This is a genomic window from Lysobacter sp. M15, from assembly GCF_022662515.1.
GTDB lineage: Bacteria > Pseudomonadota > Gammaproteobacteria > Xanthomonadales > Xanthomonadaceae > JAKPBU01.
Map to the genome: position 1 here is coordinate 1 of NZ_JAKPBV010000003.1, position 25,275 is coordinate 25,275.

27 protein-coding genes are annotated in these 25,275 nt (G+C 68.2%); 12 read left to right on the forward strand and 15 right to left on the reverse strand.

Features of this window, described 5'->3' with window-relative positions:
- Positions 1 to 52: 52 nt before the first annotated feature.
- Positions 53 to 1,135, reverse strand: coding sequence for a tRNA epoxyqueuosine(34) reductase QueG (gene queG, locus MC380_RS02410; RefSeq protein WP_242162837.1), 1,083 nt, complete (start codon positions 1,133 to 1,135; stop codon positions 53 to 55).
- Positions 1,136 to 1,160: 25 nt separating this feature from the next.
- Here queG and MC380_RS02415 point away from each other — a divergent pair, with 25 nt between their 5' ends.
- The 3 genes from MC380_RS02415 (at position 1,161) to MC380_RS02425 (ending at position 4,774) form a co-directional block, all read left to right on the forward strand.
- Entirely contained in the window at positions 1,161 to 2,633 is a 1,473-nt protein-coding gene (locus tag MC380_RS02415; RefSeq protein WP_242162838.1) for an NAD(P)H-hydrate dehydratase, read from the forward strand.
- Positions 2,634 to 2,641: 8 nt separating this feature from the next.
- Positions 2,642 to 3,139, forward strand: a complete 498-nt coding sequence (gene tsaE, locus MC380_RS02420) for a tRNA (adenosine(37)-N6)-threonylcarbamoyltransferase complex ATPase subunit type 1 TsaE (RefSeq protein WP_242162840.1) — start codon at positions 2,642 to 2,644, stop codon at positions 3,137 to 3,139.
- A 78-nt stretch (positions 3,140 to 3,217) separates the two neighbouring features.
- Positions 3,218 to 4,774 (forward strand): N-acetylmuramoyl-L-alanine amidase, encoded by a 1,557-nt coding sequence (locus tag MC380_RS02425; protein ID WP_242162842.1) that lies wholly within the window; start codon positions 3,218 to 3,220, stop codon positions 4,772 to 4,774.
- A gap of 21 nt (positions 4,775 to 4,795) precedes the next feature.
- Here the strand turns inward: MC380_RS02425 and MC380_RS02430 are convergent, their stop codons facing one another.
- Positions 4,796 to 5,323 (reverse strand): phage tail protein, encoded by a 528-nt coding sequence (locus MC380_RS02430; protein WP_242162844.1) that lies wholly within the window; start codon positions 5,321 to 5,323, stop codon positions 4,796 to 4,798.
- Positions 5,324 to 5,423: 100 nt separating this feature from the next.
- Here MC380_RS02430 and mutL point away from each other — a divergent pair, with 100 nt between their 5' ends.
- Genes mutL through MC380_RS02445 form a run of 3 tightly spaced genes read left to right on the forward strand, consistent with a single transcriptional unit; the run spans position 5,424 to position 9,259 of the window.
- On the forward strand, positions 5,424 to 7,301 hold the full coding sequence (gene mutL / locus MC380_RS02435) for a DNA mismatch repair endonuclease MutL (protein ID WP_242163034.1): 1,878 nt from the start codon (positions 5,424 to 5,426) through the stop codon (positions 7,299 to 7,301).
- Between the two features lies 1 nt (position 7,302).
- Entirely contained in the window at positions 7,303 to 8,268 is a 966-nt protein-coding gene (locus MC380_RS02440; RefSeq protein WP_242162846.1) for a DUF1684 domain-containing protein, read from the forward strand.
- Between the two features lie 13 nt (positions 8,269 to 8,281).
- Positions 8,282 to 9,259: a TraB/GumN family protein gene (locus tag MC380_RS02445; RefSeq protein WP_242162848.1), complete on the forward strand. Its 978-nt coding sequence runs from the start codon at positions 8,282 to 8,284 to the stop codon at positions 9,257 to 9,259.
- Positions 9,260 to 9,280: 21 nt separating this feature from the next.
- Here MC380_RS02445 and rnfB read toward each other — a convergent pair whose 3' ends face one another.
- From rnfB to MC380_RS02460, 3 genes are all read right to left on the reverse strand, one after another.
- Positions 9,281 to 9,754: an Rnf electron transport complex subunit RnfB gene (gene rnfB, locus MC380_RS02450; RefSeq protein WP_242162851.1), complete on the reverse strand. Its 474-nt coding sequence runs from the start codon at positions 9,752 to 9,754 to the stop codon at positions 9,281 to 9,283.
- A gap of 32 nt (positions 9,755 to 9,786) precedes the next feature.
- Entirely contained in the window at positions 9,787 to 11,904 is a 2,118-nt protein-coding gene (gene metG, locus MC380_RS02455; protein WP_242162852.1) for a methionine--tRNA ligase, read from the reverse strand.
- Between the two features lie 94 nt (positions 11,905 to 11,998).
- Positions 11,999 to 12,424, reverse strand: coding sequence for a DUF2147 domain-containing protein (locus MC380_RS02460; protein ID WP_242104273.1), 426 nt, complete (start codon positions 12,422 to 12,424; stop codon positions 11,999 to 12,001).
- A gap of 161 nt (positions 12,425 to 12,585) precedes the next feature.
- On the opposite strand from MC380_RS02460, the gene apbC reads away from it, so the two are divergent.
- The 3 genes from apbC (at position 12,586) to dcd (ending at position 15,623) form a co-directional block, all read left to right on the forward strand.
- Positions 12,586 to 13,440, forward strand: a complete 855-nt coding sequence (gene apbC, locus MC380_RS02465) for an iron-sulfur cluster carrier protein ApbC (protein ID WP_242162854.1) — start codon at positions 12,586 to 12,588, stop codon at positions 13,438 to 13,440.
- A gap of 189 nt (positions 13,441 to 13,629) precedes the next feature.
- Positions 13,630 to 14,931 (forward strand): S8 family peptidase, encoded by a 1,302-nt coding sequence (locus tag MC380_RS02470; protein ID WP_242162856.1) that lies wholly within the window; start codon positions 13,630 to 13,632, stop codon positions 14,929 to 14,931.
- A 104-nt stretch (positions 14,932 to 15,035) separates the two neighbouring features.
- Entirely contained in the window at positions 15,036 to 15,623 is a 588-nt protein-coding gene (gene dcd / locus MC380_RS02475; protein WP_242104270.1) for a dCTP deaminase, read from the forward strand.
- Between the two features lie 49 nt (positions 15,624 to 15,672).
- Here dcd and MC380_RS02480 read toward each other — a convergent pair whose 3' ends face one another.
- The 10 genes from MC380_RS02480 to MC380_RS02525 form a co-directional block, all read right to left on the reverse strand.
- Positions 15,673 to 15,972 carry a hypothetical protein gene (locus MC380_RS02480; protein ID WP_242162858.1) on the reverse strand — a complete coding sequence of 100 codons (300 nt, stop codon included), beginning with the start codon at positions 15,970 to 15,972 and terminating at the stop codon, positions 15,673 to 15,675.
- A 16-nt stretch (positions 15,973 to 15,988) separates the two neighbouring features.
- Complete coding sequence (gene pcp / locus MC380_RS02485) at positions 15,989 to 16,642, reverse strand: pyroglutamyl-peptidase I (RefSeq protein WP_242104268.1); 654 nt, start codon at positions 16,640 to 16,642, stop codon at positions 15,989 to 15,991.
- A 70-nt stretch (positions 16,643 to 16,712) separates the two neighbouring features.
- On the reverse strand, positions 16,713 to 17,675 hold the full coding sequence (locus tag MC380_RS02490; RefSeq protein WP_242104267.1) for a DUF979 domain-containing protein: 963 nt from the start codon (positions 17,673 to 17,675) through the stop codon (positions 16,713 to 16,715).
- Positions 17,672 to 18,382 (reverse strand): DUF969 domain-containing protein, encoded by a 711-nt coding sequence (locus MC380_RS02495; RefSeq protein WP_242162860.1) that lies wholly within the window; start codon positions 18,380 to 18,382, stop codon positions 17,672 to 17,674. Before MC380_RS02495 ends, MC380_RS02490 begins: the two co-directional genes overlap by 4 nt.
- 8 nt (positions 18,383 to 18,390) lie before the next feature.
- The gene (locus MC380_RS02500; protein ID WP_242104265.1) at positions 18,391 to 19,149 is read right to left on the reverse strand and encodes a 5-oxoprolinase subunit PxpA; all 759 of its coding nucleotides are present in this window, start codon (positions 19,147 to 19,149) and stop codon (positions 18,391 to 18,393) included.
- 5 nt (positions 19,150 to 19,154) lie between these two features.
- The gene (locus MC380_RS02505) at positions 19,155 to 19,322 is read right to left on the reverse strand and encodes a DUF5668 domain-containing protein (RefSeq protein WP_242162862.1); all 168 of its coding nucleotides are present in this window, start codon (positions 19,320 to 19,322) and stop codon (positions 19,155 to 19,157) included.
- Positions 19,323 to 19,382: 60 nt separating this feature from the next.
- Complete coding sequence (locus MC380_RS02510) at positions 19,383 to 20,339, reverse strand: biotin-dependent carboxyltransferase family protein (protein WP_242162864.1); 957 nt, start codon at positions 20,337 to 20,339, stop codon at positions 19,383 to 19,385.
- Entirely contained in the window at positions 20,336 to 21,058 is a 723-nt protein-coding gene (gene pxpB, locus MC380_RS02515; RefSeq protein ID WP_242104262.1) for a 5-oxoprolinase subunit PxpB, read from the reverse strand. Before pxpB ends, MC380_RS02510 begins: the two co-directional genes overlap by 4 nt.
- Positions 21,055 to 21,465: an HIT family protein gene (locus MC380_RS02520; RefSeq protein WP_242104261.1), complete on the reverse strand. Its 411-nt coding sequence runs from the start codon at positions 21,463 to 21,465 to the stop codon at positions 21,055 to 21,057. The genes pxpB and MC380_RS02520 overlap by 4 nt, the downstream gene beginning before the upstream one ends.
- A complete protein-coding gene (locus tag MC380_RS02525; protein WP_242162866.1) occupies positions 21,462 to 22,130 on the reverse strand; it encodes a dienelactone hydrolase family protein in 669 nt (222 codons plus the stop codon). Before MC380_RS02525 ends, MC380_RS02520 begins: the two co-directional genes overlap by 4 nt.
- 58 nt (positions 22,131 to 22,188) lie before the next feature.
- On the opposite strand from MC380_RS02525, the gene rimO reads away from it, so the two are divergent.
- The 3 genes from rimO (at position 22,189) to MC380_RS02540 (ending at position 25,242) form a co-directional block, all read left to right on the forward strand.
- Entirely contained in the window at positions 22,189 to 23,526 is a 1,338-nt protein-coding gene (rimO, locus tag MC380_RS02530) for a 30S ribosomal protein S12 methylthiotransferase RimO (protein WP_242162869.1), read from the forward strand.
- 92 nt (positions 23,527 to 23,618) lie between these two features.
- On the forward strand, positions 23,619 to 24,482 hold the full coding sequence (locus MC380_RS02535; protein WP_242162871.1) for a cytochrome b/b6 domain-containing protein: 864 nt from the start codon (positions 23,619 to 23,621) through the stop codon (positions 24,480 to 24,482).
- Entirely contained in the window at positions 24,472 to 25,242 is a 771-nt protein-coding gene (locus MC380_RS02540) for a molybdopterin-dependent oxidoreductase (RefSeq protein ID WP_242162873.1), read from the forward strand. The genes MC380_RS02535 and MC380_RS02540 overlap by 11 nt, the downstream gene beginning before the upstream one ends.
- The last annotated feature ends 33 nt before the right edge of the window (positions 25,243 to 25,275 follow it).

Consider the following 25,275-nt stretch of genomic DNA (forward strand, 5'->3'; position numbering starts at 1 on the left):
GCTTCGGCGCGACCTATGGATTACGGCGGGCGGTCGCGCCGAAGCGGCGCTCCTACGAGGCCTGGTGTCGGCGCAGCGCCCACTCCACGTGTTCACGTACGACGGGATCGTCGCTCTCGCTTCGCGATTGCAGCGCGGCCACCACGTCGGGCGACGTGGGCGCGTTCCCGAGCGCCACCGCGATATTGCGCAACCAGCGTGCATAGCCGCTGCGGCGGATCGCCGAGCCCTCGGTGCGTTCGAGGAACTCCTGCTCGCTCCAGGCGAACAGTTCGGCCAGCGTCGCCCGATCCAGATCGTTGCGCGCGCGGAAGTCCGGTTCGTCGGTCTTCTTCGCGAACTTGTTCCACGGGCAGACCAGCTGGCAGTCGTCGCAGCCGAAGATGCGGTTGCCGATCAGTGGGCGCAGCGCTTCGTCGATTGACCCTTCGTGCTCGATGGTCAGGTAGGCGATGCAGCGGCGCGCGTCGAGCCGGTAGGGTGCGGTAATGGCTTGGGTCGGGCAGATATCGATGCAGCGGCGACAGGTTCCGCAGTGTTCGGTGGCGGGTGCGTCCACCGGCAACGCCAGGTCCACATAGATCTCGCCGAGGAAAAACCACGACCCGCCGTCCTTGTCGATCAGGCAGGTGTGCTTGCCGATCCAGCCCAGGCCCGCGTTGCGGGCCAACGCGCGTTCCAGCACCGGCGCGGAATCCACGAACACACGATGTCCGAATGGACCCACCAGTTCCGCGATACGTCCGGCCAGCTTCTGCAGGCGCTGGCGCATCAGCTTGTGGTAGTCGCGGCCCAGCGCGTAACGCGCCACGTAGGCACGCTGGGGATCGCGTAGCGTCGTCCATGCTTCATCCGGGTCGCGGCCGTAGTCGAAGCCGACCGAAATGACGCGCAGGGTTCCCGGAATGAGCTCGTCCGGACGCGAGCGCTTGTCGCCATGTTGCGACATCCAGCCCATCGAGCCATGCAGACCCTGCGCCAGCCATTCGCGCAGATGCGTCTCGTCCTGGCCCAGGTCGATGCCGGCGATACCGCAGCGCTGAAATCCCAGTTCGCGCGCAAGCGCCTTGATCCTCAGCGCAAGCGATGCCGGATCGACAGCGTGGTGTTGCGGTGGCTGGGCGGCGGTCTGCACGATGGCGCAAGTATAGAATCCGGCGATGCACCCGCTCTCGCCCCTGTTCGACGTTGCCGCGCTGCGCAAGGTGGAAGCGCAGGCCTGCGCGGCGCTGGGCGGAGACGAGGTCGAACTGATGCGGCGTGCGGGGCAGGCGGCATGGCGCTACGCGCTGGAGCACTGGCCGCAGGCGCGGCGCATCGTGGTCGCCTGCGGCCCGGGCAACAACGGTGGCGACGGCTATGTGCTGGCGCGACATGCGCTGGTGTCCGGCCGCGACGTCCAGGTCGTGGCCCTAGGGGCGGGCTCGCCGCAGTCCGCGCCGGCCGCACGCGCCCACGCCGAATACGTGGATGCGGGTGGCCGCGTGGCGGTATTCGAAGGCGATCTTCCGCCGGGCGATCTCATCGTCGATGCGCTGTTTGGCATCGGCCTGACGCGTGCGCCGGCAGGCCAGGCCGCCGGGCTGATCGAGGCGATCAATGCAGCACGCCGGCCGATCCTTGCCCTGGATGTGCCGTCCGGCATCGATGGCGATACCGGCCACCGCGCGGGCGTCGCGGTGCGGGCCGCACGCACGCTGCAGTTCATCGCTGCGCATGTCGGGCTCCAGACCGGCGATGCGCTCGACCACGTTGGCACCTGCGCCGTGGCCACGCTCGAAGTACCGGCGGAGGCATGGAGCGGCGTTGCGCCGATTGCCGAGTGGCTGCAGCCTCAGATGCTGGCGGCTTTCCTAGGGCGCCGGCCGCGCAACAGCCACAAGGGCAGCAATGGCCATGTGCTGTGCATCGGGGGCGATTCGGGCATGGGTGGAGCGATCGCACTCTGTGCGCAGGCTGCGCTGCGCTCGGGCGCCGGCCTGGTGAGCGTCGCCACGCGCGCCGCGCACGTGCCCACGCTGCTGGCGCGCAGCCCCGAATGCATGGCGTCCGCCGTGGAATCCGCGCATGAACTCGCCGAACTGTTCGAGCGTGCGAATGTCGTTGCCATCGGGCCCGGGCTGGGCCGGCACGACTGGGGACGGAACCTGTTCCATGCCGCGATGGCCAGCGGCAAGCCCGTGGTGCTGGATGCCGATGCACTCAACCTGGTGGCCGAAGCATCCCGGGTCCTGCAGGACGCGGTGCTGACACCTCACCCTGGCGAGGCTGCGCGTCTGCTCGGCATCGCAGCCGCGCAGGTTCAGGCGGATCGTTTGAACGCCGCGAACCGGCTTGCGCGGACCTTCGATTGCGCCGTCGTGCTCAAGGGAGCGGGCAGCATCATCGCCGCGCCAGGGCGCACGCCGCAGGTGGTCGGCGCCGGCAATCCCGGCATGGCGGTCGGCGGAATGGGCGACGTGCTGACCGGTGTGATCGCGGCGCTGCGTGCACAGGGGCTCGATCCGTTCGATGCGGCGCGTTGCGGTGCATTGCTGCATGCGCATGCAGGCGATGTCGCAGCGCGTGACGGCGAGCGCGGGCTGCTGCCTTCGGACGTGCTGGCTTGTCTGCGCGCCGCGGCGAATCCATGATCCTAGGCGTGAACGCTCCAACGCCGCAGCTGTTCCTCGCCGATACCGACGCCACCGAGCAACTCGGTCGGGCACTCGCGGCAACCCGCCCACCACGCGCGGTCGTGTATCTGCGCGGCGAACTCGGCGCGGGCAAATCGACGCTGGCGCGCGCGCTGCTGCGTGCGCTGGGCGTGACGGGCGCGATCCGCAGCCCCACCTACACCTTGGTCGAACGCTATCCGCTGGGCGACGGCGGCGAAGCCCTGCACCTGGACCTGTATCGCATCGGCCATGCCGAGGAGCTGGAGTTCCTGGGCTTGGGGGATGCGGAGCCGGAGCTGTGGCTGGTGGAATGGCCGGAGCGGGGCGCGGGCGGGCTCCCGGACGCGGACCTGACCGTGGAGCTCGCGATCGAGGGCGCCGGGCGTTCCGCCCGACTTCGGGCGGAAAGCGGCGCGGGACGGGGCTGGTTGTCGCGGCTGGAAGAGGTTGGCCGGTTGCACGCTGTTTCTTCCGTTACCTGATAGGAAGTAACTGCAGGTTACGGATTATTAAGGGAAATAGGATTGCATTTCCCGATAACAGGTGCTTAACTTCCGGTCATGCGCGTCAAGGGGGCCACGCTTCAGAATCTGCTGCTCGGGCTGGCATTGCTGGCCGGAGTCCTGTGGAATTTGGCGCACGCCAGTGAAATCAAGGACTTGCGCGTTTCGACCGGAGCGACCGGTACGCGCGCCGAAATCCGGCTCGACGCCGAATCCGCCTTCCAGGTCATTTCGCTCGCCAATCCCGATCGGCTGGTGGTGGATCTGCCGGGCACCCGGTTCGCCAGCGGCGTTTCGCTGCCGGCCCCGGGCGGGCTGGTCAAGGCGATCCGCAAGGGACAACCGGTGGCAGGCACGACCCGGATCGTGTTCGACCTGGCCAGCCCGGTGGTCGCGCTCAAGCCGCACTTCGAACCGGGCGCCGGGGGCCCTCGGCTGGTGGTGGAATGGCCGGACGACGGCGCGACCGATGCCAAGGCCTCTGCGCCTGCGTCCGCTGCTGCCAGCCCCGCCCCGGATCCGGCCCCGCCCCAGGTCGACCCGGCCGCTGCCTCCGCTGCGGCGACCTCGCGCCTGATCACGGACCTGGCCAAGGCGGCATCCAGCACTTCCGCGGCCAACAGCTCCGCTTCAACTTCTCCGGCATCGCCGCAGCCGCCAACCACGAGCGATCCGTCGCGTGCGGTGCCGGAATCCCAATCAGGCTCATCGCTGCTGAAGCAGGGCAGCGGTACGGTTGCGACTGGTGTGCCGACCCGGATTGCGACCGGCGTCCCCACGCCCGCGCCGCAGGGGGAGACGCCGGCGCCCACGTCCAGCCATGCGCCGGTGCGCACCATGCAGGACGTGATGCGCCGTGGCGGGCTGCGACCCCTGGTGATCGCCATCGATGCCGGTCATGGCGGGCAGGACAGCGGCGCGCGCGGCGCAAGCGGGGCACGCGAGAAGGATGTCACCCTGCAGATCGCGAAAGAGCTGGCACGCCAGGTCAATGCGACCCCGGGCCTCAAGGCCTATCTGACCCGCGATTCGGATTTCTTCATCCCGCTGTCGCAGCGCTACCAGAAGGCGCGCGCGCAGAAGGCCGACCTGTTCGTCTCGATCCATGCCGACGCGTTCACCAATCCGGCGGCCAGCGGCTCGTCGGTGTTCGTGCTGTCGCAACGCGGCGCGTCGTCGCAGGCCGCCAAGTGGCTGGCCAACCAGGAAAACGCCGCGGACCTGGTCGGTGGCGTGCGCCTGCACGACAAGGACAACACCCTGGCCTCGGTGCTGCTCGACCTGTCGCAAAGCGCCACCATGAAAGCGTCCGAGGACATGGCCAACTACGTGCTGGGCGGGCTCAAGCGCCTGGGCAAGACCCACAAGCCGCACGTGGAACGCGCCAACTTCGTGGTCCTGCGTTCTCCCGACGTGCCGTCGATGCTGGTCGAGACCGCGTTCATCACCAATCCGGACGAAGAGCGCCGCCTGCGCGATCCGGCGCACCAGCGGCGCCTTGCGACCGCGATCCTGGATGGCGTCAATACCTACTTCACCCGTCAGCCGCCTCCGGGCACGCTGTATGCCGCACGCGCCAGCGCAGGCGGGGCCGTCGGCGGCGGCAGTCCATAACGCAATTTCCCGTGCCGGCGCTCAGCCGGCCGGTTCGGTGTATGCGGGTTCGGCCGGTTCTCCCACCTCGTAGTCGCGTTCCCATCCTTCGTTCTGGAGAATGATGGACTGGATCGCGACGCTGCTCGCGTTCGCATCCAGATCGGGCAGCGCCTGGTACTCGGATACCCAGCAGCGATACGCCTTGTAGGCGAGCACGAGTTGCCCGGCTTCGTTGTAGAGCTCGATCACCACGTCCTTGCGGAAATCCTTGAGCGACACCTCGGCACCGGGTCCTGCGCCGAAGTTCCAGACCTTGTTGGCCCAGCGTTCGAATTCGGTGTCGTGGCTGATGCCGCGCTCCAGCACGATCGGTTCGAACGTGGTCCGGCCGGGGGATTTGCGCCGCATGCTCGGATCCCCGCCTTCGCGGTGCTCGATCACTTCCGTGGTCCGGCGCAAGGCACTGATCCGGTGGACGCCGGCGACGTAGCGGCCATCCCACTTCACCTTGAACTTGAAATTCTTGTAGGGATCGTGGCGATGCGGATTGACGGTGAATTGCGCCATGGCGTTTGCGTGGTCGGGGGATAACGCAAGCTAACGCGCCGGCGGACACAGAGCGGTCAAGCCGACGTTGCCGGACGGTGCAGCCGCTATCATGCGCGGCGTGCCGATCCGACCGCTGCCCGAGACCCTGATCAACCAGATCGCCGCCGGCGAAGTGGTCGAACGACCCGCATCGGTGGTGAAGGAGCTGGTCGAGAATGCGCTTGATGCCGGTGCGCGCCGCATCGACATCGATCTGGAAGAGGGCGGCGTGCGCCTGATCCGGGTGCGCGACGACGGCGCCGGCATGCAGGCCGATGACCTGCCGCTGGCGATCCAGCGCCATGCCACCAGCAAGATCGCCTCGCTCTACGACCTCGAGGCGGTGGCCACGCTCGGGTTCCGGGGCGAAGCGCTGCCGTCCATCGCCTCGGTCAGCCGGTTCATGCTCGCCTCGCGCCGCGACGGCGATGCGCATGGCACGGCATTGCAGGTCGAAGGCGGGCGGGTCGGCGCGCCGACGCCCAAGGCGCATCCGCGCGGCACCACGGTCGAGGTGCGCGAGCTGTTCTACAACGTGCCCGCGCGGCGCAAGTTCCTGCGCGCCGAGCGCACCGAACTGGGGCATATCGAGGAATGGCTGCGCTCGCTGGCGCTGGCCAGGCCCGACGTGGAACTGCGCGTGTCGCACAACGGCAGGCCATCGAGGCGCTACAAGGGAGACACGGAGCTGGGGCTGGGTGGCGGCTTTCCTGGCGAACGCCTGGTCGAAACCCTGGGCGCGGATTTCGCGAAGAGTGTGCTGCAACTCGACCACTCCGGCGCGGGCCTGCGTCTGCGCGGCTGGATCGCACAGCCTGCCTACAACCGCGCCAGCGCGGACCAGCAGTATCTCTATGTCAATGGCCGGGCGGTACGCGACCGCAGCGTGTCGCACGCGATCAGGCAGGCCTATGCGGATGTGCTGTTCCATGGCCGTCATCCAGCGTACGTACTGTTCCTGGAACTCGATCCGCGCGGCGTGGACGTCAATGTGCACCCGGCCAAGCATGAAGTCCGCTTTCGTGACGCGCGCCTGGTGCATGACTTCGTCTATCGCACCCTGTCTGCCGCGATCGCAGAAACCCGCGCGGGCGCGCACGTAGGGGCGACCGTAGGAGCGACGTCAGTCGCGAGCTCTTCCCAGCACCCCACATCCGACGCAGCGCTCGCGGCGCACGCCGCTCCCACGCAAAGCGGCGCCTGGCAGGCGCCGATGCGCCTGCCCCTGCCGCGCTCGGGCGTGGGCGAGGTTCGCGCTGGATATTCCGCACTGTACGGCCGCGACGATGCGCCTGCGCAATTCGACCGCGATCGCCATCCGGTCCACCAGCCCCTGCCATCGCAGGGCGACGGCGCCGTTCCTCCGTTGGGCTATGCGATCGCCCAGCTGCATGGTGTCTACATCCTGGCCGAAACCGCGGAAGGCCTGATCGTGGTCGACATGCACGCCGCGCACGAACGCATCGGCTACGAGAAGCTCAAGGCCGCGGCCGACGGCGAAGGCCTGCGCACCCAGCCACTCCTGGTGCCGCACACGATTGCGGTCTCGGAGCGCGAGGCCGACATCGCCGAGCGCGACGCCGCGGTGCTGGCGGGGCTGGGCTTCGAGGTTTCGCGCAGCGGCCCGACGTCGTTGGCGCTGCGCAGCGTACCCGCGTTGCTGGCCCAATCCGACGTGGACGCCCTGCTGCGCGATGTGCTGGCCGATCTGCGCGAACAGGAGGGCGCGGCTTCGCCAGGAGCCGATCGCGTCACCGCGGCGCGCGACACGCTGTTCGCCACCATGGCCTGCCATGGTGCGGTGCGCGCGCAGCGCCGCCTGACCATTCCGGAAATGAACGCGTTGCTGCGCGAGATGGAAACCACCGAGCGTTCCGGCCAGTGCAACCATGGCCGGCCGACCTGGGCACGGTTTTCGATGGCGGAAATGGATCGCTGGTTCCTGCGGGGTCGCTGAGATGAGATACGCCTGCGTTCTGGTGCTCGCGGCGTCCATGACGTCGCTGATTGCCTGCCGCGACGCGGACGCCCCTGCCTCCGCTAGTGGCGGCGGATCGGTCAGCGCTGGCCCGACACCCGCAGCTGTCGCCTTCGCACGCGAACAGCGGCGGTGGCGCGCGGCCCGGCTGGCCGACGTGACCCGCCCGGACGGCTGGACCAGCCTGGTCGGCCTGCACTGGGTCGGTCGCGGCCCGCATTACGTAGGCAGCGCGCCCGACAACGGCATCCGCATCGCCAAGGGACCGCCGCAGCTGGGCATGCTCGAGCTGCGCAAGGACGGTGCGCTGCGGCTGGTGCCCGCCAGTGGCGCTGGCCTGACCCTGGATGGAGCCCCGCTGACAGCGGCCGCCGAGCTCAGGAGCGATGCGGACGAGCACGGCCCGAGCGCGATCGGCTTCGACCAGGGCAAGGGCATTGCCATGGTGATCAAGCGCGGCGATCGCTATGCGCTGCGGGTCAAGCATGCCGACGCCGAAGCCCGCACCGGCTTCGTCGGCCTGGACTACTGGCCGGCGTCGCCGCAATGGCGCATCGCTGCGCGTTTCCTGCCGCATCCGCCGGGCAGGACCATCCCCATCGCCAACATCACCGGCGGCATCGACGACACCCCGAATCCGGGTGTCGTCGAATTCGCGCATGGTGGCCGGAGCTGGCGCCTGGAAGCGCTGGATGAAGGCGACGGCGAGTTGTTCCTGGTGTTCGCTGATCGCACCAACGGCCGCGGCAGCTACAGCGCCGGCCGTTTCCTCGATGCCGGCAAGCCCGATGCGCAAGGGCGCGTGATGCTGGACTTCAACCGCAGCTACAATCCGCCGTGCGCGTTCACTGCGTTCGCCACCTGTCCGCTGCCGCCCCCGGAAAACCGCCTCAACCTGGCCATCCCCGCCGGCGAAAAGGCCTATGCCAAACCGTCGCATCCCTGACCGAAGGATTCGCATGCGCGCCGTCCGCCTCCTGCTCTTCACCGGCATCCTCGCCCTGGCCACTGCCGCGCATTCGCAGGCACCCGCCGCCAAGCCCGAGGCTGCGCCCGCCAAGGCTCCGCCGGTGCCGCTGTTGTGGAAGGTGTCCGATGCCGACAACGCGGTGTACGTGCTCGGCTCGTTCCATATGCTCAAGCCCGACGACTATCCGCTGTCGAAGGACGTGGATGCGGCCTTCGCCGATGCGGAGCGGGTGGTGTTCGAGCTGTCTCCTGAAGAAATGGCCTCGCCGACCCTGGGCGTGCAGATGGGGCAGGCGGCGATGCGCACGGACGGCACGACGCTGGACAGCGAGTTGACTCCGGAGGTTGCGGCGAAACTGAAGGCCTGGATCTCGGCCAACACCGAGCACCTGCAGAAGTCCGGCATCCCGGCCCAGGCGCTGCAGATGTTCGAGCCCTGGTTCTCCGGGCTGATGATCACTCTGACCGAAATGGGCAAGATGGGCCTGGATCCCAAGCTCGGCCTGGACGCCCACTTCGCCGCAGCCGCGAAGCAGGCCGGCAAGCCCACCGAAGGCCTGGAGACCGGCGCGCAGCAGATCGCCTTCCTCGATGGCATGAGCAAGGACGAGCAGCTGCAGATGCTGGCCGAGGCGCTGGACGAGTCGGAGGAAGGTCGCACCGAGATGGAAAAGCTGCATCGCCAGTGGCGCGAAGGCGACGAGCGGGGCATCTGGGAAGGCATGGTCGCCGAGATGCAGGTCGAGTATCCCAAGCTCTACCAGCGCATCAACGTCGAGCGCAATGACACCTGGGTCGGACAGATCGCACAGCGCCTGGAGACGGACAAGGACGACACCCTGCTGGTGGTCGGCGCGCTGCACACGCTGGGCAAGGACGGCGTCGTGCACAAGCTCAAGGCCAGGGGCTACACCGTGGAACGCATCTGCTCTGCCTGCGAAGGCGCTGGCGAATCCGGCAAGAACTAGCCTCGACCCAGCCGCGCACGCCTAGGGCGCCGCCGGCTCCAGCACGATGCAGTCCACCGGGCACGCCGGCAGGCACAGCTCGCAGCCGGTGCATAGCGGTGCGATCACGGTATGCATCAGCTTCGATGCGCCGACGATCGCATCCACGGGACAGGCCTGGATGCACTTGGTGCAGCCGATGCAGTCGGCTTCGACGATCAACGCCACCTGCGGCGGCTTGTACGTGCCGCGGCTGCGGTCGTAGGGCTTCGTATCGACATGGAGCAGGCGCGCCAGGGCCAGGGCGCCGGCGTCGCCGCCGGGCGGGCAGCGGTCGACATCGGCCTCGCCACGGGCCATGGCTTCGGCATAGGGCCGGCAACCCGGGTAGCCGCACTGCCCGCACTGGGTCTGCGGCAGCAGGCGGTCGATGCGTTCGACCAGAGCGGGGATTGGGGATTCGGGATTTAGCTGGTTCATGGCCCTGGGTGGCGAGTGCGAAGGTGCCGCACTCATGGATCCCGAATATCCAATCTCCAATCCCAGCCCTACCGCACCGGCATGCCCGGCTGCGCGGCCGGGTCGGCGTCGAGCAGCGCCAGCGCGCCGCCGTCGAAACCGGCCGACAGGATCATGCCTTCGCTGACACCGAAACGCATCTTGCGCGGCGCCAGGTTGGCGATGAACACCACGTTGCGGCCGACCAGGGCAGCAGGCTCCCCGTAGCTGGCGCGGATGCCGCTGAAGATCTGGCGCTTGCCCAGTTCGCCGGCGTCCAGTTCGAAGCGCAGCAGCTTGTCGGAGCCTTCGACGAATTCGCAGGCCAGGACCTTGCCGATGCGCAGGTCGAGCCTGGCGAAATCCTCGATGGCGATGAAATCGCCATTCGCCGGAACGGCTTCAGCCGCGGGCGTCTCCGCTTTCGCCGGCTTGCCGGTCGCGGCTGAAGCCGCTTCTGCGCGCGTGCTGGCTTGCAGCGTGTCCTTGCTGGCTTCGGTCATGGCTTCGATACGCTTCGGGTCGATGCGGGTGAAAAGCAGTGGATAGGAAGAAGCAAGCGTGCGGCCTGCGAGATCGACGCGCCTGTCCAGCGCCAGTTCGACGCCGAGGTAATGTTCCGCCTTGGCAACTGTCGCTGGAAGGATTGGCTTGAGTGCGCTGGCGATATCGGCGAAGGCCTGCAGCGCCGTGCTCAGGACGACATGCAATTCCTCGCGGCGTGCCGGATCCTTGGCCAGCGTCCATGGCGCAGTATGGGCGATGTATTCGTTGACCTGGTCGGCTGCGGTCATCGCATTACGGGCGACAGCCGCGAAGTTGTTCTCCGCATACAAATCAGCTGCGAGCGTATATGTGTGGGCGGCAACGCTGCCGAGCAGGGTTGACTGTCGTGTCCATACATCGCCCAGGGCATCGGTTTCGCTGCCGAGCGATGGTGGTACCCAAAGCCTGTTGTCGAAGTGGTTCTCCAGGAGCTTCGCGCAACGGCTGGCGATGTTGACGAACTTGCCCACGATGTCGCTGTTCACGCGGGCGACGAAGTCGGACAGATTCAGGTCCAGGTCGTCCACGCCGCCAGACGACTTGGTGGCGAAGTAATAGCGCAAGGCTTCCGGATCCAGGCCGCTGTCCAGATAGGTCCGCGCCATCACGAAGGTGCCGCGCGACTTCGACATCTTGGCGCCATCTACGGTGAGGTAACCGTTGACGTGCAGCCGGCGGGGCGGCTTGAAGCCCGAACCGGTCAGCACCGCCGGCCAGAACAGCCCGTGGAAGTTGACGATGTCCTTGCCGATGAAGTGGTGCAGCTCGGCGGTGCTGTCGTGCGCGACCAGGCCGTAGAAGTTCAGCCCGTCGCGCTCGCACAGCGTCTTCAGGCTGCTGAGGTAGCCGATCGGCGCATCCAGCCACACGTACAGGTACTTGCCCGGATGTCCGGGGATCTCGAAGCCGAAATAAGGCGCGTCGCGCGAGATGTCCCAGGGTCGCAGGCCGCCTTCGCCATCCAGCCACTCCATCAGCTTGGCTTTCACGCCCGCCACCGCGACGTCGCCGGCGAGCCATTCGCGCAGGAAATCGGTGAACTGTCCCAGCTCGAAGAAGAAATGTTCCGACTCGCGCAGCTCGGGCGTGGCGCCGCTGACCACCGAGCGCGGCTCCTTCAGGTCGGTGGGTGCATAGGTCGCGCCGCAGTTCTCGCAGTTGTCGCCGTACTGGTCGGGCGTGCCGCAGTTGGGGCAGATGCCCTTGACGTAGCGGTCGGGCAGGAACATGCCGCGCACCGGGTCGTACAGCTGCTGCACCAGGCGCCGGGCGACATGGCCGTTGTTGTCGAGCTTGGCGTAGATCGCCTCGGTGAGCTGGCGATTGCCGGCCGAGTGGGTCGAATCGTAATGGTCGAAGGCCACGCCGAAATCGGCGAAGTCGCGCTCGTGCCCGGCCTGCACGCCCGCGATGAACGCCTCGGGCGTGGTGCCGGCCTTCTCCGCGGCCAGCATGATCGGCGTGCCATGGGTATCGTCGGCGCAGACGTAATGCACGATGTCGCCCGCCATGCGTCGCGCGCGCACCCAGATATCGGCCTGGATGTAGCCCACCAGGTGCCCCAGGTGCAGCGGGCCGTTGGCATAGGGCAGGGCGTTGGTGACGACGAGCGTGCGCGGCATGCGATAAGCCTGATAACGACGGGAAATTATCGCATGCCAACGCAAACGGCCCGGCGAGTGCCGGGCCGTCTGGATGCTGCCGGGAGCGGGAATTTTACTCGCGCACCCAGGTCTGCTCGCGGCAGATGAAAGCCAGGCAGCCGGACACGCCGAGTTTGTCGGCGCTGAGCATCTTCGCCTTCGACTTGTAGGTCTTGCCCTTGGCGGGATCCAGGATCGTGCCGCCTGCCCAGCCGGAACCACTCTCGCGCAGGCCCCACAGGATGGTCATGCCCTTGACCGGCTTGCCCTTGTTGGCGCCATCGCACTTGTCGCACTTCGGATTGGGGCCGCGGTCGGAACTCAGGACGTCGACCACCTTGCCCTGCAGGGTGCCGTTGGTCATCTGCTGGATCTCGACGATCGACTTCACCTTGCCGGTCTCGTCGTCGATGGTCTTCCAGCGGCCGATCGGCGAGCTCTGGGCGAATGCCGCGACCGGCAGGATGGCGAGCAGCGCCGCCACGAACTTCATACGCATGTTGTCCCCTCCAGGAGTTGCGTGATGCCGGAGGCGATGGAGCCATCCGGATGCGCGCCTTTATACCGGATTCGGTGGCGTATGGAGTGCGCGGACGCGCTGGTTCAGCCCACGGCGCGGAAAACACGGGGTGGCATTCACCTGTTCGTTAAGATGGCGCTATGTCGACCATCCATGCCCATGCCGTCCAGCCCACGCTCAGCCCGTTGCCGCGGGTCCGCAACATCATCGCGATCGGTTCGGGCAAGGGTGGAGTCGGCAAGTCCACCACCGCGGTGAACCTGGCCCTGGCGCTGGCCGGCGGGGGCGCGCGGGTCGGGCTGCTGGACGCGGACATCTACGGGCCGAGTATCCCGACCATGCTCGGGCTCTCCGGCCGTCCGGACAGTCCGGACGGAAAGGCGATCCTGCCGATGCGGGCGCACGGGATCGAGGCGATGTCGATCGGCCTGCTCGTAGACCTGGACACACCGATGATCTGGCGCGGGCCGATGGCCACCTCCGCACTCACCCAGTTGCTGGGCGAAACCCTGTGGGGCGGCGACGAAGGGCTGGACTACCTGGTGGTGGACCTGCCGCCGGGGACCGGCGACATCCAGCTGACCCTGGCGCAGAAGATCCCGGTGGCCGGCGCGGTGATCGTGACCACGCCGCAGGACATCGCCACGCTCGACGCCCGCAAGTCGCTGCGCATGTTCGAGAAGGTGCACGTGCCGGTGCTCGGGCTGGTGGAAAACATGGCGGTGCATGTTTGCAGCCAGTGCGGGCATGCCGAGCATCTGTTCGGTCAGGGCGGCGGGGAACGGATGGCGGCGCAATACGGCATTCCCCTGCTGGGGTCGCTGCCACTGGAGATCGGGATCCGCGAGCAGGGGGATGCAGGCGTGCCGATCGTGGTTGCCCAGCCGGACTCTGCCGCCGCGCAGGCCTATCGCCAGACCGCACAGAACCTGGCCGAAGCCCTCGCCCAGCGCCCCCGGGCCAAGCCCTCGATCGCGGCCAGCCTGGCCGGTTAAGGACCCGAAACGGACCTGCTGCATTGCAGCATGCAAACCCGTTTCCGATGTGACCAAATCCGTCACACGCGGCCTGAAGGCCGCGTTTCTTGTCTACTCAACCGGGAGTTGTGCCGCGTGAATCGTTCGATCCGTCGTGCCGCGCTTGCGAGCGCCGTTGTTGCTTCCCTGGGAATGAGCTCTGCCGCCATGGCTGGCGGCCGCCCCGACCTGGTCATTGCCGGCCTCAACCAGGGCCGCCCACATCAGGCCGGGGAGTTACTGGTCAAGTTCCGCGACGGCGTGGGTCTTGCGCAGTCTTCTGCGTTCATCCGCGGCCTGGGTGCGCAGAAGATTGACACCGTGATCCGTGGCAATGACAAGCGCGGCGAGCTCGCGCTGCTCAGGCTGCCGGCCGGGCTGACCGTTGCCGCCTCGGTACGCGCGCTGGCCAACGACCGCTACCTCGAGTACGTGGAACCGAACTGGACCTACCGGCACCAGGCGGTGTCGAACGACACCTATTACACGAACGGTTCGTTGTGGGGCATGTACAGCGCCACCTCGACCCCGGCCAACCAGTACGGATCGCAGGCGGCGAACGCCTGGGCTGCCGGTCACACCAGCTGCAGCGGCGTGCTGGTCGGCGTGATTGACGAAGGCATCTACCACCCGCACGAGGACCTGGCCGCCAATATCTGGACCAACCCCTACGACCCGGCCGACGGCGTCGACAACGACGGCAACGGCTATGTCGACGACGTGCGCGGCTGGGACTTCGACGGCAACAGCAACGACATCAATTCCGGCGGCGCCAACGACGACCATGGCACGCATGTGTCCGGCACCATCGCCGGCGTGGGCGGCAACGGCAAGGGCGTGGCCGGCGTGTGCTGGAGCGGGGTCAAGCTGATCTCCGGCCGCTTCCTCGGCCGCCGCGGCGGCACCACCGCGAACGCGATCAAGGCGGTGGACTATTTCAGCGACCTGAAGACCCGGCACGGCCTGAACATCGTGGCCACCAACAATTCCTGGGGTGGCGGCGGCTTCTCGCAGGCCCTGCAGGATGCGATCGGCCGCGCCAACAATGCGGGCATCCTGTTCGTCGCCGCCGCCGGCAATTCGGGCGCCAACAACGACACCACGGCGAGCTATCCGTCGAACTATCCCAACGCGAACATCATCGCGGTCGCGGCCCTCACCAGCTCGGGTGCGCTTGCCAGCTATTCGCAGTACGGCGCGGTGACGGTCGATATCGGCGCCCCGGGCTCGGGCGTCTACTCGACTGTTCCGGCCAAGTCGGGCAAGAACCTGGTGTCCGGCTACGCCAGCTACAGCGGTACGTCGATGGCGACCCCGCACGTGACCGGCGCCGCGGCGCTGTACGCGTCCTCGCATGCGGGTGCCAGCGCCGCCGATATCAAGGCGGCCATCCTGGGCTCGGCGGTGCCTACGCCATCGCTGAGCGGCAAGGTAGTAACCAATGGCAGGTTGAACGTCACCGGGTTCTGACCGGTCGGGCGTGCGTCATCGGCAGGCCCGGGTTTTCCCGGGCCTGCTTCTTTTGGCGGCAGGCGAAGCCCGTAGAATGTGCGCTCCGCAGCCCGGGTGAGCGCATGAGCATCAAGAGTGACCGCTGGATCCGCAGGATGGCCGAGCAGCACGGTATGATCGAGCCGTTCGAACCCGGCCAGGTCAAGCATTCCAAGGGCGGGGCAGGCGAGGGACACCGGATCGTCAGCTATGGCACCTCGAGCTACGGCTACGACGTGCGCTGCGCGCGCGAGTTCAAGATCTTCACCAACATCAACTCGACCATCGTCGACCCCAAGGCGTTCGATCCGACCAGTTTCGTCGACATCGAGTCGGACGTGTGCATCATCCCGCCCAATTCCTTCGCGCTGGCGCGCACGGTGGAGTTCTTCCGGATCCCGCGCGACACCCTGGTGGTGTGCCTGGGCAAGAGCACCTACGCGCGCTGCGGCATCATCGTCAACGTGACCCCGCTCGAGCCGGAGTGGGAAGGTCACGTCACCCTGGAGTTCAGCAACACCACCCCGCTGCCGGCGCGCATCTACGCCAACGAGGGCGTGGCGCAAATGTTGTTCTTCCAGGCCGACGCCGACGACATCTGCGAGACCAGCTACCGGGATCGCGGCGGCAAATACCAGGGCCAGACCGGGGTCACCCTGCCGAAGACCTGAGCCCGTCCTGACAGCGCCGCCGCGCCGCGCATCGGACCGGCGCTGGCGGTCACGGCTTTTGGTAAGTGACGAAGAACCCCTGCAGGTCGCCGTTTTCGATGTACGGCTCCACGCTGACCACCTTGTAGCCGCGCGCGGCGAAGGCCTTGTGGGCTCGGGTCAGGTCGTTGGCTGCGCCCTGGTTGCGAAACCCCCAACTGGCGTCGACCCAGATCGTGGTCGCGGGCGCGTTCTCGCTGACCGCCTGCTCGGCGGCGCGCTCGGGTGACTTGCCGAACAGCGCCGCTTGCGCGGGCAGCGTGCAGGCCAGCAGCGCGACGGACAAGGCGAGGGTCGGGAATATTTTCATGCGTGCTCCAGAGGGGTCAGTATTCGGCGCCTGCGGCGACGCGCGGATCGTGGCGGGTGGTCAATGCAGTCGAGATCGCGATCCGCAGCGCCTCGGCCACCCGCTGCAGGGTGAGGCCCGTGTCTGCGGACGTTTCCGCGGCAGGATAGGGCACGTGGATGAAGCCGGCCCGAACCGCGGGGCGCCGTCGCAGTGCATGCATCAGGCCGTAGAACACGTGGTTGCAGACGAAGGTCCCGGCGCTCTGCGATACCTCGGCGGGAATCCCTGCTTCGCGCAGCGCCACCAGCATGGCCTTGAGTGGAAGCGTTGCGAAATAGGCCGCCGGTCCGTCTTCCACCACGGCGACATCCACCGGCTGCGCGCCGGCGTTGTCGGGGATGCGCGCATCGTCCACGTTGATGGCGACGCGTTCCAGCGAGATCCGCTCGCGACCTGTGGCCAGGCCCACGCACAGCACCAGCCTGGGTTTGGTGTCGCGTATCGCCGCGCGCAACACCTTCAGCGATGCGCCGAACTCGGTGGGCAGCTCGCGCGCGACGATCCGATGGCCGGCGATGCGCCGGTTGCGCAGTGCGCGCACCGCCTGCCAGCTAGGATTGGTGGTGGCGCCCTCGAATGGAGCGAAGCCGGTCAGCAGGATCGTCGGCACAGGTTTCAAGGCGGGCATGACTGCATTGTAGGAGCGCCGCTCCGGCGCGACAGTGGCCGAAGATCGCAGATCGCGCCGAAGCGGGCCCTTACAGGCTGTGGCGGAACACGATGAAGTACATCAGCGCGATGTTGCATGCCAGCAGCGGCAGCGCGGTGCCCACTTGCTGGCGGATCACCGCATTGGGATCCTTCAGTTCCAGCAGCGCCGCCGGCACCAGGTTGAAGTTGGCGGCCATCGGCGTGAGCAGGGTGCCGCAGTAGCCCGAAAGCATCCCGATCGCGGCCAGCGGTGCGGCGTCGGCGCCGTGCAACTGCACCAGCAGCGGCAGCCCGACGCCGGCGGTGAGCACCGGAAACGCGGCGAACGCGTTGCCCATGACCATGGTGAACAGCGCCATGCCCAACGCGTAGGCCACCACCACGACCAGCCGGTTCTCGACCGGAATCACGGCGCGCACCAGCCCTGCAACGGCCTCGCCGACGCCCGCGGCGGCGAACACGCTGCCAAGGGTCGCGAGCAGCAGCGGCAGGATCGCCGCCCAGCCCACCGCATCGATCAGGCGCCGCGACTGCTCGACCGCGCTCCACGGCGTCTGTCGTGTCAGCCGGCAGGCCGCAATGGCCGCGACCACGCAGGCGATGCCCAGCGCGATCAGCGTGGTCTGTTCGCTGCCGAGCAGGCGCACGCCGCCGATCGCGGCGTCCTTGAACACCACCGCCAGCAGCACGCACACGCCGGGAATCAGCAGCGCCGGCCAGAACAGGCGGTTGCCCAGGCGCGCGGCCTCAGCGCGTTTTTCGGCTTCGCCCGTTTCCGCATAACGCCCGCGCCCCAGTCCGCCGAAGCCGGCCAGACACGCCAGGGCCAGCACGACCACGCCGACGGCCGCCGCCGGAAGGCGGTCCGCGGCCAGGAACATCGCGCCCAGCAGGCCCCAGAACAGGGCCGTCGTGATCCGGCGCGGATTGCCACGATCGCGCAGTCCCAGCGCCGCGACGCAAAGCACATAGCCGCCGGCCAGCCAGTAGATCCACTGCAGGGTGATCACGGCGCGGATCCTGCCGCGGCGCGCGCACGCAGGGCCTCGATCTCGCGCGCCAGGCGCGCGTCCATGCGCAGCAGGCGCGAGGCGTGGATCACGAACGCGCAAATCGCCGTGGGAATCCCCCAGAGCGCGATCTGCAACGGCTCGAGCGCGATCCCGTTTTCGGCGAAGAAGCCCTGCATCAGCAGCACCGCTCCGAACGCGATGAACACGTCCTCGCCGAAGAACCGGCCCACGTTCTCGCTCGCGGCGGTCATCGCCTGCAGCTTTTCGCGGGTGGCTTCGGGCAGTGCGCCGTGCGCGTTCTCGGCTGCGCCCAGCACCATCGGCGCCATCAGCGGGCGCACGGTCTGCGCGTGTCCACCCAGATCGTAAAGGCCGAGCGCGGACACCAGCTGGCGCCCGGCCAGGTAGGCGACCAGGGCGCGGCCGGCGGTCACGCCGCGCAGTTTCGCGATCCACGCTTGCGCGCGCTCTTTCAGGCCGTGGCGTTCGAGCAGGCCGATGGCCGGCAGGGTGAGCAGGAACAGCGCCAGGTAGCGCTGCTTGGTGAACGCCTCGCCCAGCAGTTCCAGCACCTGCACCGGCGTCTTGCCCGCGACCAGGGCGGTGACCACGCCGCTGACGACCACCACCAGCGCCGGGTTCATGCGCAGGACGAAGCCGATCACGACCAGCGCCACGCCGATCAGCGGCCAGTACGTCGACACCTCGCCGATCATGCCGGGGCGGCCGGGGCCAGGATCCTGATGCCGTCGGCTTCCAGCGCCTGCCGCAGCGCCTGCGCAAAGGCCGGGGCGTCGGCGCGATCGCCGTGCAGGCACAGCGTGTCGGCACGGACCGGGACGCGCTGGCCGGTGCGTGCGATCACGACACCATCGCGCAGCATCGTGCGCACCTGCGACAGCGCGGTGTCGACGTCCTCGATCACCGCATCGGGTTCGCTGCGCGGCGTGAGCCGGCCATCGGCTTCATAGCGGCGTTCGGCGAAGACCTCATGCGCGACGCGTACGCCGGTTTCCGCAGCCGCGGCCGCGCCCTGCGAACCGGAGAGCATGAACAGGATCAACGACCCGTCGAACTCGAGCACCGCTTCGGCGATCGCGGCGGCCACGTCACGGTCGCGCGCGGCCAGGTTGTACAGCGCACCGTGCGGTTTGACGTGCTGCAGCCGGGCACCGGCCGATCCGCACACCTGCGCCAGGGCCTGGATCTGCCGGCCGACCATCGCCGCGATCTGCGCGCAGGGCAGCTGCAGCTCGCGGCGCCCGAAGTGCTCGCGATCCTCGAACGAGGGATGCGCACCGATCGCAACGCCGTGCTCCAGGCACAACCGCACCGTCGTGCGCATCGATGCCGCATCGCCGGCATGCCCACCGCTGGCGATGCTGGCCGAACTGATGAACGGCATGATCGCCGCGTCGCTGCCGCAGCCCTCGCCCAGGTCGCAGTTGAAGTCGATGCGGCGCGCGGGCATGGCGGCTACTTGCGTTGCCGGAACAGCAGGGACACGCCGACCGCGATCAGGATCAGCGGCCACCACGTGGAGAGCAGCCGGCTGAGGTCGAGATCGGTCCAGCCCAGGTTGCGGGCCAGGAACAGGATCCCCAGGGCGATCAGGATCAGGGCAGTGACGAGGTGTTGGCGCATGAGGGACCAGAAAGGAAAGGGCGCCGCGAGACTAGGCAATCGCCCGCCGCGCCGCAAATGTCAGCATGCGCGCGATCGCCCTTCGATGGCCAGCGCCAGCCGTGCGAAGCGCTGCCTTTGCAGCTCCAGCGCACGGCGCGCGGCCGCCGGCGTGCAGCTCCGGAAGCTGAGGCTGTCGCCAGGCCGCAGCTGGGCCAGCTTGGGCCAGTCTGCGCGGATGGCATGGGCGATGCGCGGATAACCGCCATGGGTCTGGGCGTCGGCCAGCAGCACGATCGGGCGTCCGTCGGGCGGCAGCTGCACGGTGCCGGGGAAGACCGGTTCGCTGATCCGCTCGCGCGCGGTATCCGGCGTCAGCGCCTGCCCCTGCAGGCGCAGCCCCTGGCGGTTGCTGGCGGCGTCGACGCGCAATGGCCCGTCGCAGAGCGCTTCGATGACATCCGGCGCCTCCCCGGGCAGGATCCGGATGGTCGGGAACGGATCGTCGTCCGGCGCCTGGTCGATCCACCACGATGCGGCATGCACGGCCGCCACCGCGCGCGTCGCACGCGATGCCAGCGGGAGCACGTCGCCCATGGCGAGCGCGCGCCCGCGCATGCCGCCGAAGCCGCCGCGCAGATCGGTGGACTTGCTCCCCAGGATCTCGGGGACCGCGAATCCCCCTTCGACCGCCAGGTAGGTGCGCGCCCCCTCGTGGCATGCGCCCAGTTCCAGCACGGTGCCCGCGGGCAGGTCGACCGGACGTGCCATCGGGATGGCCTGCGCGTCCACTCGCGCATCGATCCGTGCGCCGCACAGCGCGATGCATGTGGCCACGTCGAAACGCAGCACAGGTCCGCTGAGCGTGATCTCCAGCGTGGCCGCGTCGTCGGTATTGCCCGCGATCCGGTTGGCCAGGGCATGCGACCACGCATCCAGCGCGCCTGCCGAGCCCACGCCCAGATGGCGCCAGCCCGGGCGCCCGGCATCCTGCAGCGTGGTCAGCAGGCCCGCCGCGAGCACATGCACGCTGTTCACCTGCGGCTCCTGCGCGCCCGCGGCGCGGCCAGCCGAGCGAACTCGTCCGCATCGATCGGCACAAAGCGCACTTGTTGGCCGGGCGCGACCAGGTTCGGTGTCGCGCGCGCCGGATCGAACAGGGTCAGTGGCGTGCGGCCGATGATGCGCCAGCCCCCAGGACCCTGGCGCGGATAGATCCCGGTCTGGGCGCCGCCGATACCGACGCTGCCGGCGGCCACGCGCGTGCGCGGAGTGTCCAGGCGCGGCATCGCCAGGCCGCGATCCAGGCCAAGCAGATAGGGAAACCCGGGCGCGAAGCCGAGCATCGCCACCCGGTAAACGCCTGCCGCGTGGCGCGCGATCGCCTCGTGCGCGCTGAGTCCGGCGTGTGCGGCAAGCGCCTCCAGGTCGGGTCCGTACTCGCCGCCGTAGCACACCGGCACCTCGAACAGCGGCAGCGTGGCTTCCGTCGCTTCATGCGCGTCGAACGCACCCTGCCGCAGCCAGTCCCGCGCATGTTGGAGTGCGTCTGGGGCGGCGACGGCGTTGGGATCGATCCCCAGCGCCAGGCTGGCGAAGCCGGGCACCAGTTCGCGCAGCCAGGCCGGGCGCCGGCTTTCGATGGCGGCGGCCAGCGCGTGGACGCGCTGGTTGATGGCCGGATCCAGGCGCTGCTCGAAGCGCAGCAGCAGGGCGTCTTCGCCCAGCGGTTCGACGCGCCACTCCCGCTCGTTCACCCCCGCAGCGCGTCCTGCAGCGCGGCGATGCGCTGGACCAGCGCCTCGGGTGAGTAGGGCTGCGCAGCGACCCGGCCCCAGACGGGTGCGGGCCAGGCGGGATCCTCGCGGAAGCGCGCGATCACGTGCACGTGCAGTTGCGGCACCAGGTTGCCCAGTGCGGCCACGTTGAGCTTGTACGGACGGAACGACCTGCGCAGCGCATGTGAAGCCGTGTCGATCTCGTCGCTCAGCCGGTGTCGCTGCGCCGTGTCCAGATCGAGCAGCTCGACCGCATCGGCCACGCGCGGCACCAGCACCAGCCACGGATAGTTCGCATCGTCCATCAGGCGCAGCTCGCACAGCTCGAGCGTCGCCAGCGGATGGGTGTCGTCGGCCAGCTGCGGGTGCAGGTGCCAGCCATTCATGACAGCTGCGCCTCGAAGAAGGCGAGCGTGCGCTTCAATGCAAGGTCCGCGCTTTCGGCATGGAAGTGGGCGGGATCCACGTCGCGGTTGAAGGCATGGCTGGCGCCCGGATACACGTACAGTTCCGCATCCGGGTGCGCGCTGCGGTGCGCCTCCACATCGGCCGGCGGCGTGCTGGCATCGTCCGCGCCGAAGTGGAACAGCATCGGCGCCCGCAGCGGTTCCTGCAGGAACGGCACGGTGCGCGCGCCGTAATAGCTCACCGCCGGCAGGCCCAGGCGCGTATTGGCGAGATAGGCCACGCTGCCGCCCCAGCAATACCCCACCACGCCGACCTTCAGGCCGTCACCGCGCAGGCGCTCGGCGGCCGCGGCGACGATCGCCAGGGCGCGATCGAATCCGAGCTGGGCCGCCAGCGCGCGCCCGCGTGCGAATCCGTCTTCCCCGTAACCCAGTTCCACATCGGCCTGCACCGGATCGAACAGCGATGGCGCCAGCGCGCGATAGCCGCTGGCCGCGAAGCGCTCGGTGACGCTGCGCATGTGCTCGTTGACGCCGAAGATCTCCTGCACCACCACCAGCGCGCCGCGCGGCGCGCCGTCGGGTTCGGCCAGCCAGCCGTCGACCAGGCCGTGCGAGGTTTCGATCGCGATATCGCGGCCCATGCGCCGTCCTTCGTTCGGTTCGGGACGATTCTAGCGCCGTGGCTCCTATAATTCCCCGATGTCGCTCGCCAATCCAAAAGTCGGTTTCGTCAGCCTCGGCTGCCCCAAGGCTCTGGTCGACTCCGAGCGCATCCTCACCCAGCTGCGAGTCGAAGGTTACGATCTTGTGCAGAGCTACGACGATGCCGACGTGGTGGTGGTCAATACCTGCGGCTTCATCGACTCCGCGGTGACCGAATCCCTGGACGCGATCGGCGAGGCCATGGCCGAGAACGGCAGGGTCATCGTCACCGGCTGCCTGGGCAAGCGCAGCGAAGTGATCCGCGAAGCCTATCCGGACGTGCTGTCGATCAGCGGCCCGCAGGACTACGCCAGTGTGATGGAGGCGGTGCACACCGCATTACAGCCCAGGCACGATCCGTTCGTCGATCTGGTCCCGGACTACGGTCTCAAGCTCACCCCGAAGCATTACGCCTACCTGAAGATCTCCGAAGGCTGCAACCACCGCTGCAGCTTCTGCATCATCCCGTCGATGCGCGGCGACCTGGTCTCGCGCCCGGTCGACGAGGTGCTGCGCGAAGCCGAAAAGCTGGTGCGCGGCGGGGTCAGGGAGCTGCTGGTGGTCTCGCAGGACACGTCGGCCTACGGCGTCGACCTGAAGTATGCAGAGCGTGAATGGCATGGCCGGCCGTACCAGACCCGGATGCAGGCGCTGTGCGAAGGCCTGGGCGAACTCGGTGTGTGGACGCGGCTGCATTACGTCTACCCGTATCCGCACGTCGACAGCGTGATCCCGCTGATGGCCGAAGGGAAGATCCTTCCGTACCTGGACATCCCGTTCCAGCACGCCAGCCCGCGCGTGCTGAAACTGATGAAGCGGCCCGGCGCGGTGGACAAGACCCTGGAGCGGATCCAGCGCTGGCGCGCGATCTGTCCGGAGCTGACGATCCGCAGCACCTTCATCGTCGGCTTCCCGGGCGAGACCGAAACCGAGTTCGAGGAACTGCTGGATTTCCTCGACCAGGCGCAGCTCGATCGCGTCGGCGCGTTTGCCTATTCGCCGGTGCAGGGCGCAGCGGCGAACGCGCTGCCCGATCCTGTCGACGAAGCAGTGAAACAGGAACGACTGGCGCGCTTCATGCAACGGCAGGAGCAGATTTCATCCGCCCGGCTGGAAGCCAAGGTCGGCAGCGTGCAGCGCTGCATCGTCGATGCCATAGACGGCGAGCTCGCCATCGCCCGGTCGATGGCCGACGCGCCGGAGATCGACGGCCTGGTGCAGGTGCAGAACGGGCTCGAGGCCGGGCTGCAGCCGGGCGATTTCGCCGACGTCGAGATCATGGGCAGCGACGAGCACGATCTGTACGGTGAGGTTGTGCCGGAGCAAACGGCCTAGGGTCCCGGCGCCACGCGATCGGCAAGATCGCAATCGCGGAGGGGCGCCCCGGGGAACGTCCGCGGCCTCGCGGGAGTAAGCTTCTCCCGGCCATGGCATCGACCCCGGAATCCGAAGGCCGCCTCATGCAACCGGCGCGCACGGTGCTGCGCCACCGATGGCCCTTGCGGCTGATGCACTGGATCAACCTGGCCTGCATGCTGGCCCTGGTCGGCAGCGGCCTGCAGATCTTCAACGCGCATCCGGCGCTGTACTGGGGCGAGGCTTCGCACTTCGATACGCCGCTGCTGGCGATGGAATCGGTGCGCGGCGCGGACGGCAAGGGGCAGGGGGTCACCCGCCTGGGCAATGCGACCTACGACACCACCGGGCTGTTCGGTGTTTCGGCGAATGCCGAAGGTCGCAACGTCAGGCGCGGATTCCCCGAATGGGCGACGATCCCGGGCCCGCGTTCACTGGCTCTGGGCCGGCGCTGGCATTTCTTCTTCGCCTGGGCCTGGGTGATCAACGGCATCTGCTATCTGGCCTGGTCGCTGGCCAGCCGCCACCTGCGCGATGATCTGGCGATGCGGCGCCGCGACTGGCGCGAGGTGCCGCGCTCGGTGCTCGACCACCTGCGCTTCCGGCACCCGCAGGGTAGCGAGGCCCTGCGCTACAACCCGCTGCAGAAGCTCGCCTATCTCGGCGTGATCTTTGTGCTGACGCCGCTGGTCCTCCTCACCGGCCTGTCGATGTCACCGCAGCTCGACAGTGTGATGTCCGGATTCATTGCACTGGTGGGCGGCCGCCAGTCGGCGCGCACGCTGCATTTCGTGGCGATGTCGCTGTTCGTGCTGTTCACCCTGGTGCATGTGCTGATGGTGGTGTACGCAGGCCCGATCAACGAGATGCGTTCGATGATCACCGGGCGCTTCCGGGTGCGCGGTGAGCAGGGAGGAGCAGCCCATGCCGAATGAGGATTTCGCCGCCAAGCGCCGCCGCTTCCTGCGCCTGTCGCTGGGCGCCGGCGCGGGACTGCTGGCCGGTTGCGATGCGCTATCGCAGCGCGAGGGCTTCGTCGATGCGCTCAGCCTCGCCGAGCCGCTGAACCGGCGCATGCAGCGCCTGCTCACCGGCGACTGGCTCGCGCGCGAATTCCCGGCCGGCATGATCTCGCCGGTGTTCAAGCCCAATGGATCGATCGATCCGCGCACGCCCGAATACCTCGCGTTGAAGGCGCAGGGTTTCGCCGGCTATCGCCTGCGCATACGCGGGCTGGTCGAGCGTCCGCTGGAGTTCGCGCTCGATGCGCTGCAGGCCATGCTCGCGCGCACCCAGATCACGCGCCATGACTGCGTGGAGGGCTGGAGCGTGATCGGCCAATGGACCGGCGTGCCGCTGGCGCATCTGCTGGGCCTGGCGCGGCTCAGGCCAGGCGCGCGCTATGTGGTGTTCCACTGCTTCGACGACCTGCTGGGCGACGGCAGCCGCTATTACGAAAGCATCGACCTGCACGATGCGTTGCACCCGCAGACCATCGCCGCGTACGCGCTCAACGGCGCTCCGGTTCCGGTGGCGAACGGCGCGCCGCTGCGCATGCGCATCGAACGCAAGCTCGGCTACAAGCAGCCCAAGTACGTCCACACCATCGAGGTGGTCGACGGCTATGCGCGGCTGGCGGGCGGGAAGGGCGGTACCTGGGAAGACCAGGGATACGACTGGTACGGCGGGATCTGAGCTGGTCGCTGGTGGGAGCGGCCTCGGCCGCGA

Excerpts from the sequence above, each read along its gene's own strand:
- rnfB (WP_242162851.1), bottom strand. The coding sequence starts at position 9,754 with ATGAGTGCGGCACCTTCGCACTCGCCACCCAGGGCCATGAACCAGCTA.
- metG (WP_242162852.1), bottom strand. The coding sequence starts at position 11,904 with ATGCCGCGCACGCTCGTCGTCACCAACGCCCTGCCCTATGCCAACGGC.
- MC380_RS02505 (WP_242162862.1), bottom strand. The coding sequence starts at position 19,322 with ATGCGCCAACACCTCGTCACTGCCCTGATCCTGATCGCCCTGGGGATC.
- pcp (WP_242104268.1), bottom strand. The coding sequence starts at position 16,642 with ATGCCCGCCTTGAAACCTGTGCCGACGATCCTGCTGACCGGCTTCGCT.
- MC380_RS02430 (WP_242162844.1), bottom strand. The coding sequence starts at position 5,323 with ATGGCGCAATTCACCGTCAATCCGCATCGCCACGATCCCTACAAGAAT.
- MC380_RS02535 (WP_242162871.1), top strand. The coding sequence starts at position 23,619 with ATGGCATCGACCCCGGAATCCGAAGGCCGCCTCATGCAACCGGCGCGC.
- dcd (WP_242104270.1), top strand. The coding sequence starts at position 15,036 with ATGAGCATCAAGAGTGACCGCTGGATCCGCAGGATGGCCGAGCAGCAC.
- MC380_RS02525 (WP_242162866.1), bottom strand. The coding sequence starts at position 22,130 with ATGGGCCGCGATATCGCGATCGAAACCTCGCACGGCCTGGTCGACGGC.
- MC380_RS02445 (WP_242162848.1), top strand. The coding sequence starts at position 8,282 with ATGCGCGCCGTCCGCCTCCTGCTCTTCACCGGCATCCTCGCCCTGGCC.
- MC380_RS02540 (WP_242162873.1), top strand. The coding sequence starts at position 24,472 with ATGCCGAATGAGGATTTCGCCGCCAAGCGCCGCCGCTTCCTGCGCCTG.
- MC380_RS02470 (WP_242162856.1), top strand. The coding sequence starts at position 13,630 with ATGGCTGGCGGCCGCCCCGACCTGGTCATTGCCGGCCTCAACCAGGGC.
- MC380_RS02425 (WP_242162842.1), top strand. The coding sequence starts at position 3,218 with ATGCGCGTCAAGGGGGCCACGCTTCAGAATCTGCTGCTCGGGCTGGCA.
- apbC (WP_242162854.1), top strand. The coding sequence starts at position 12,586 with ATGTCGACCATCCATGCCCATGCCGTCCAGCCCACGCTCAGCCCGTTG.
- MC380_RS02500 (WP_242104265.1), bottom strand. The coding sequence starts at position 19,149 with ATGCCCGCGCGCCGCATCGACTTCAACTGCGACCTGGGCGAGGGCTGC.
- MC380_RS02440 (WP_242162846.1), top strand. The coding sequence starts at position 7,303 with ATGAGATACGCCTGCGTTCTGGTGCTCGCGGCGTCCATGACGTCGCTG.
- MC380_RS02460 (WP_242104273.1), bottom strand. The coding sequence starts at position 12,424 with ATGCGTATGAAGTTCGTGGCGGCGCTGCTCGCCATCCTGCCGGTCGCG.
- MC380_RS02415 (WP_242162838.1), top strand. The coding sequence starts at position 1,161 with ATGCACCCGCTCTCGCCCCTGTTCGACGTTGCCGCGCTGCGCAAGGTG.
- rimO (WP_242162869.1), top strand. The coding sequence starts at position 22,189 with ATGTCGCTCGCCAATCCAAAAGTCGGTTTCGTCAGCCTCGGCTGCCCC.
- MC380_RS02480 (WP_242162858.1), bottom strand. The coding sequence starts at position 15,972 with ATGAAAATATTCCCGACCCTCGCCTTGTCCGTCGCGCTGCTGGCCTGC.
- MC380_RS02520 (WP_242104261.1), bottom strand. The coding sequence starts at position 21,465 with ATGAATGGCTGGCACCTGCACCCGCAGCTGGCCGACGACACCCATCCG.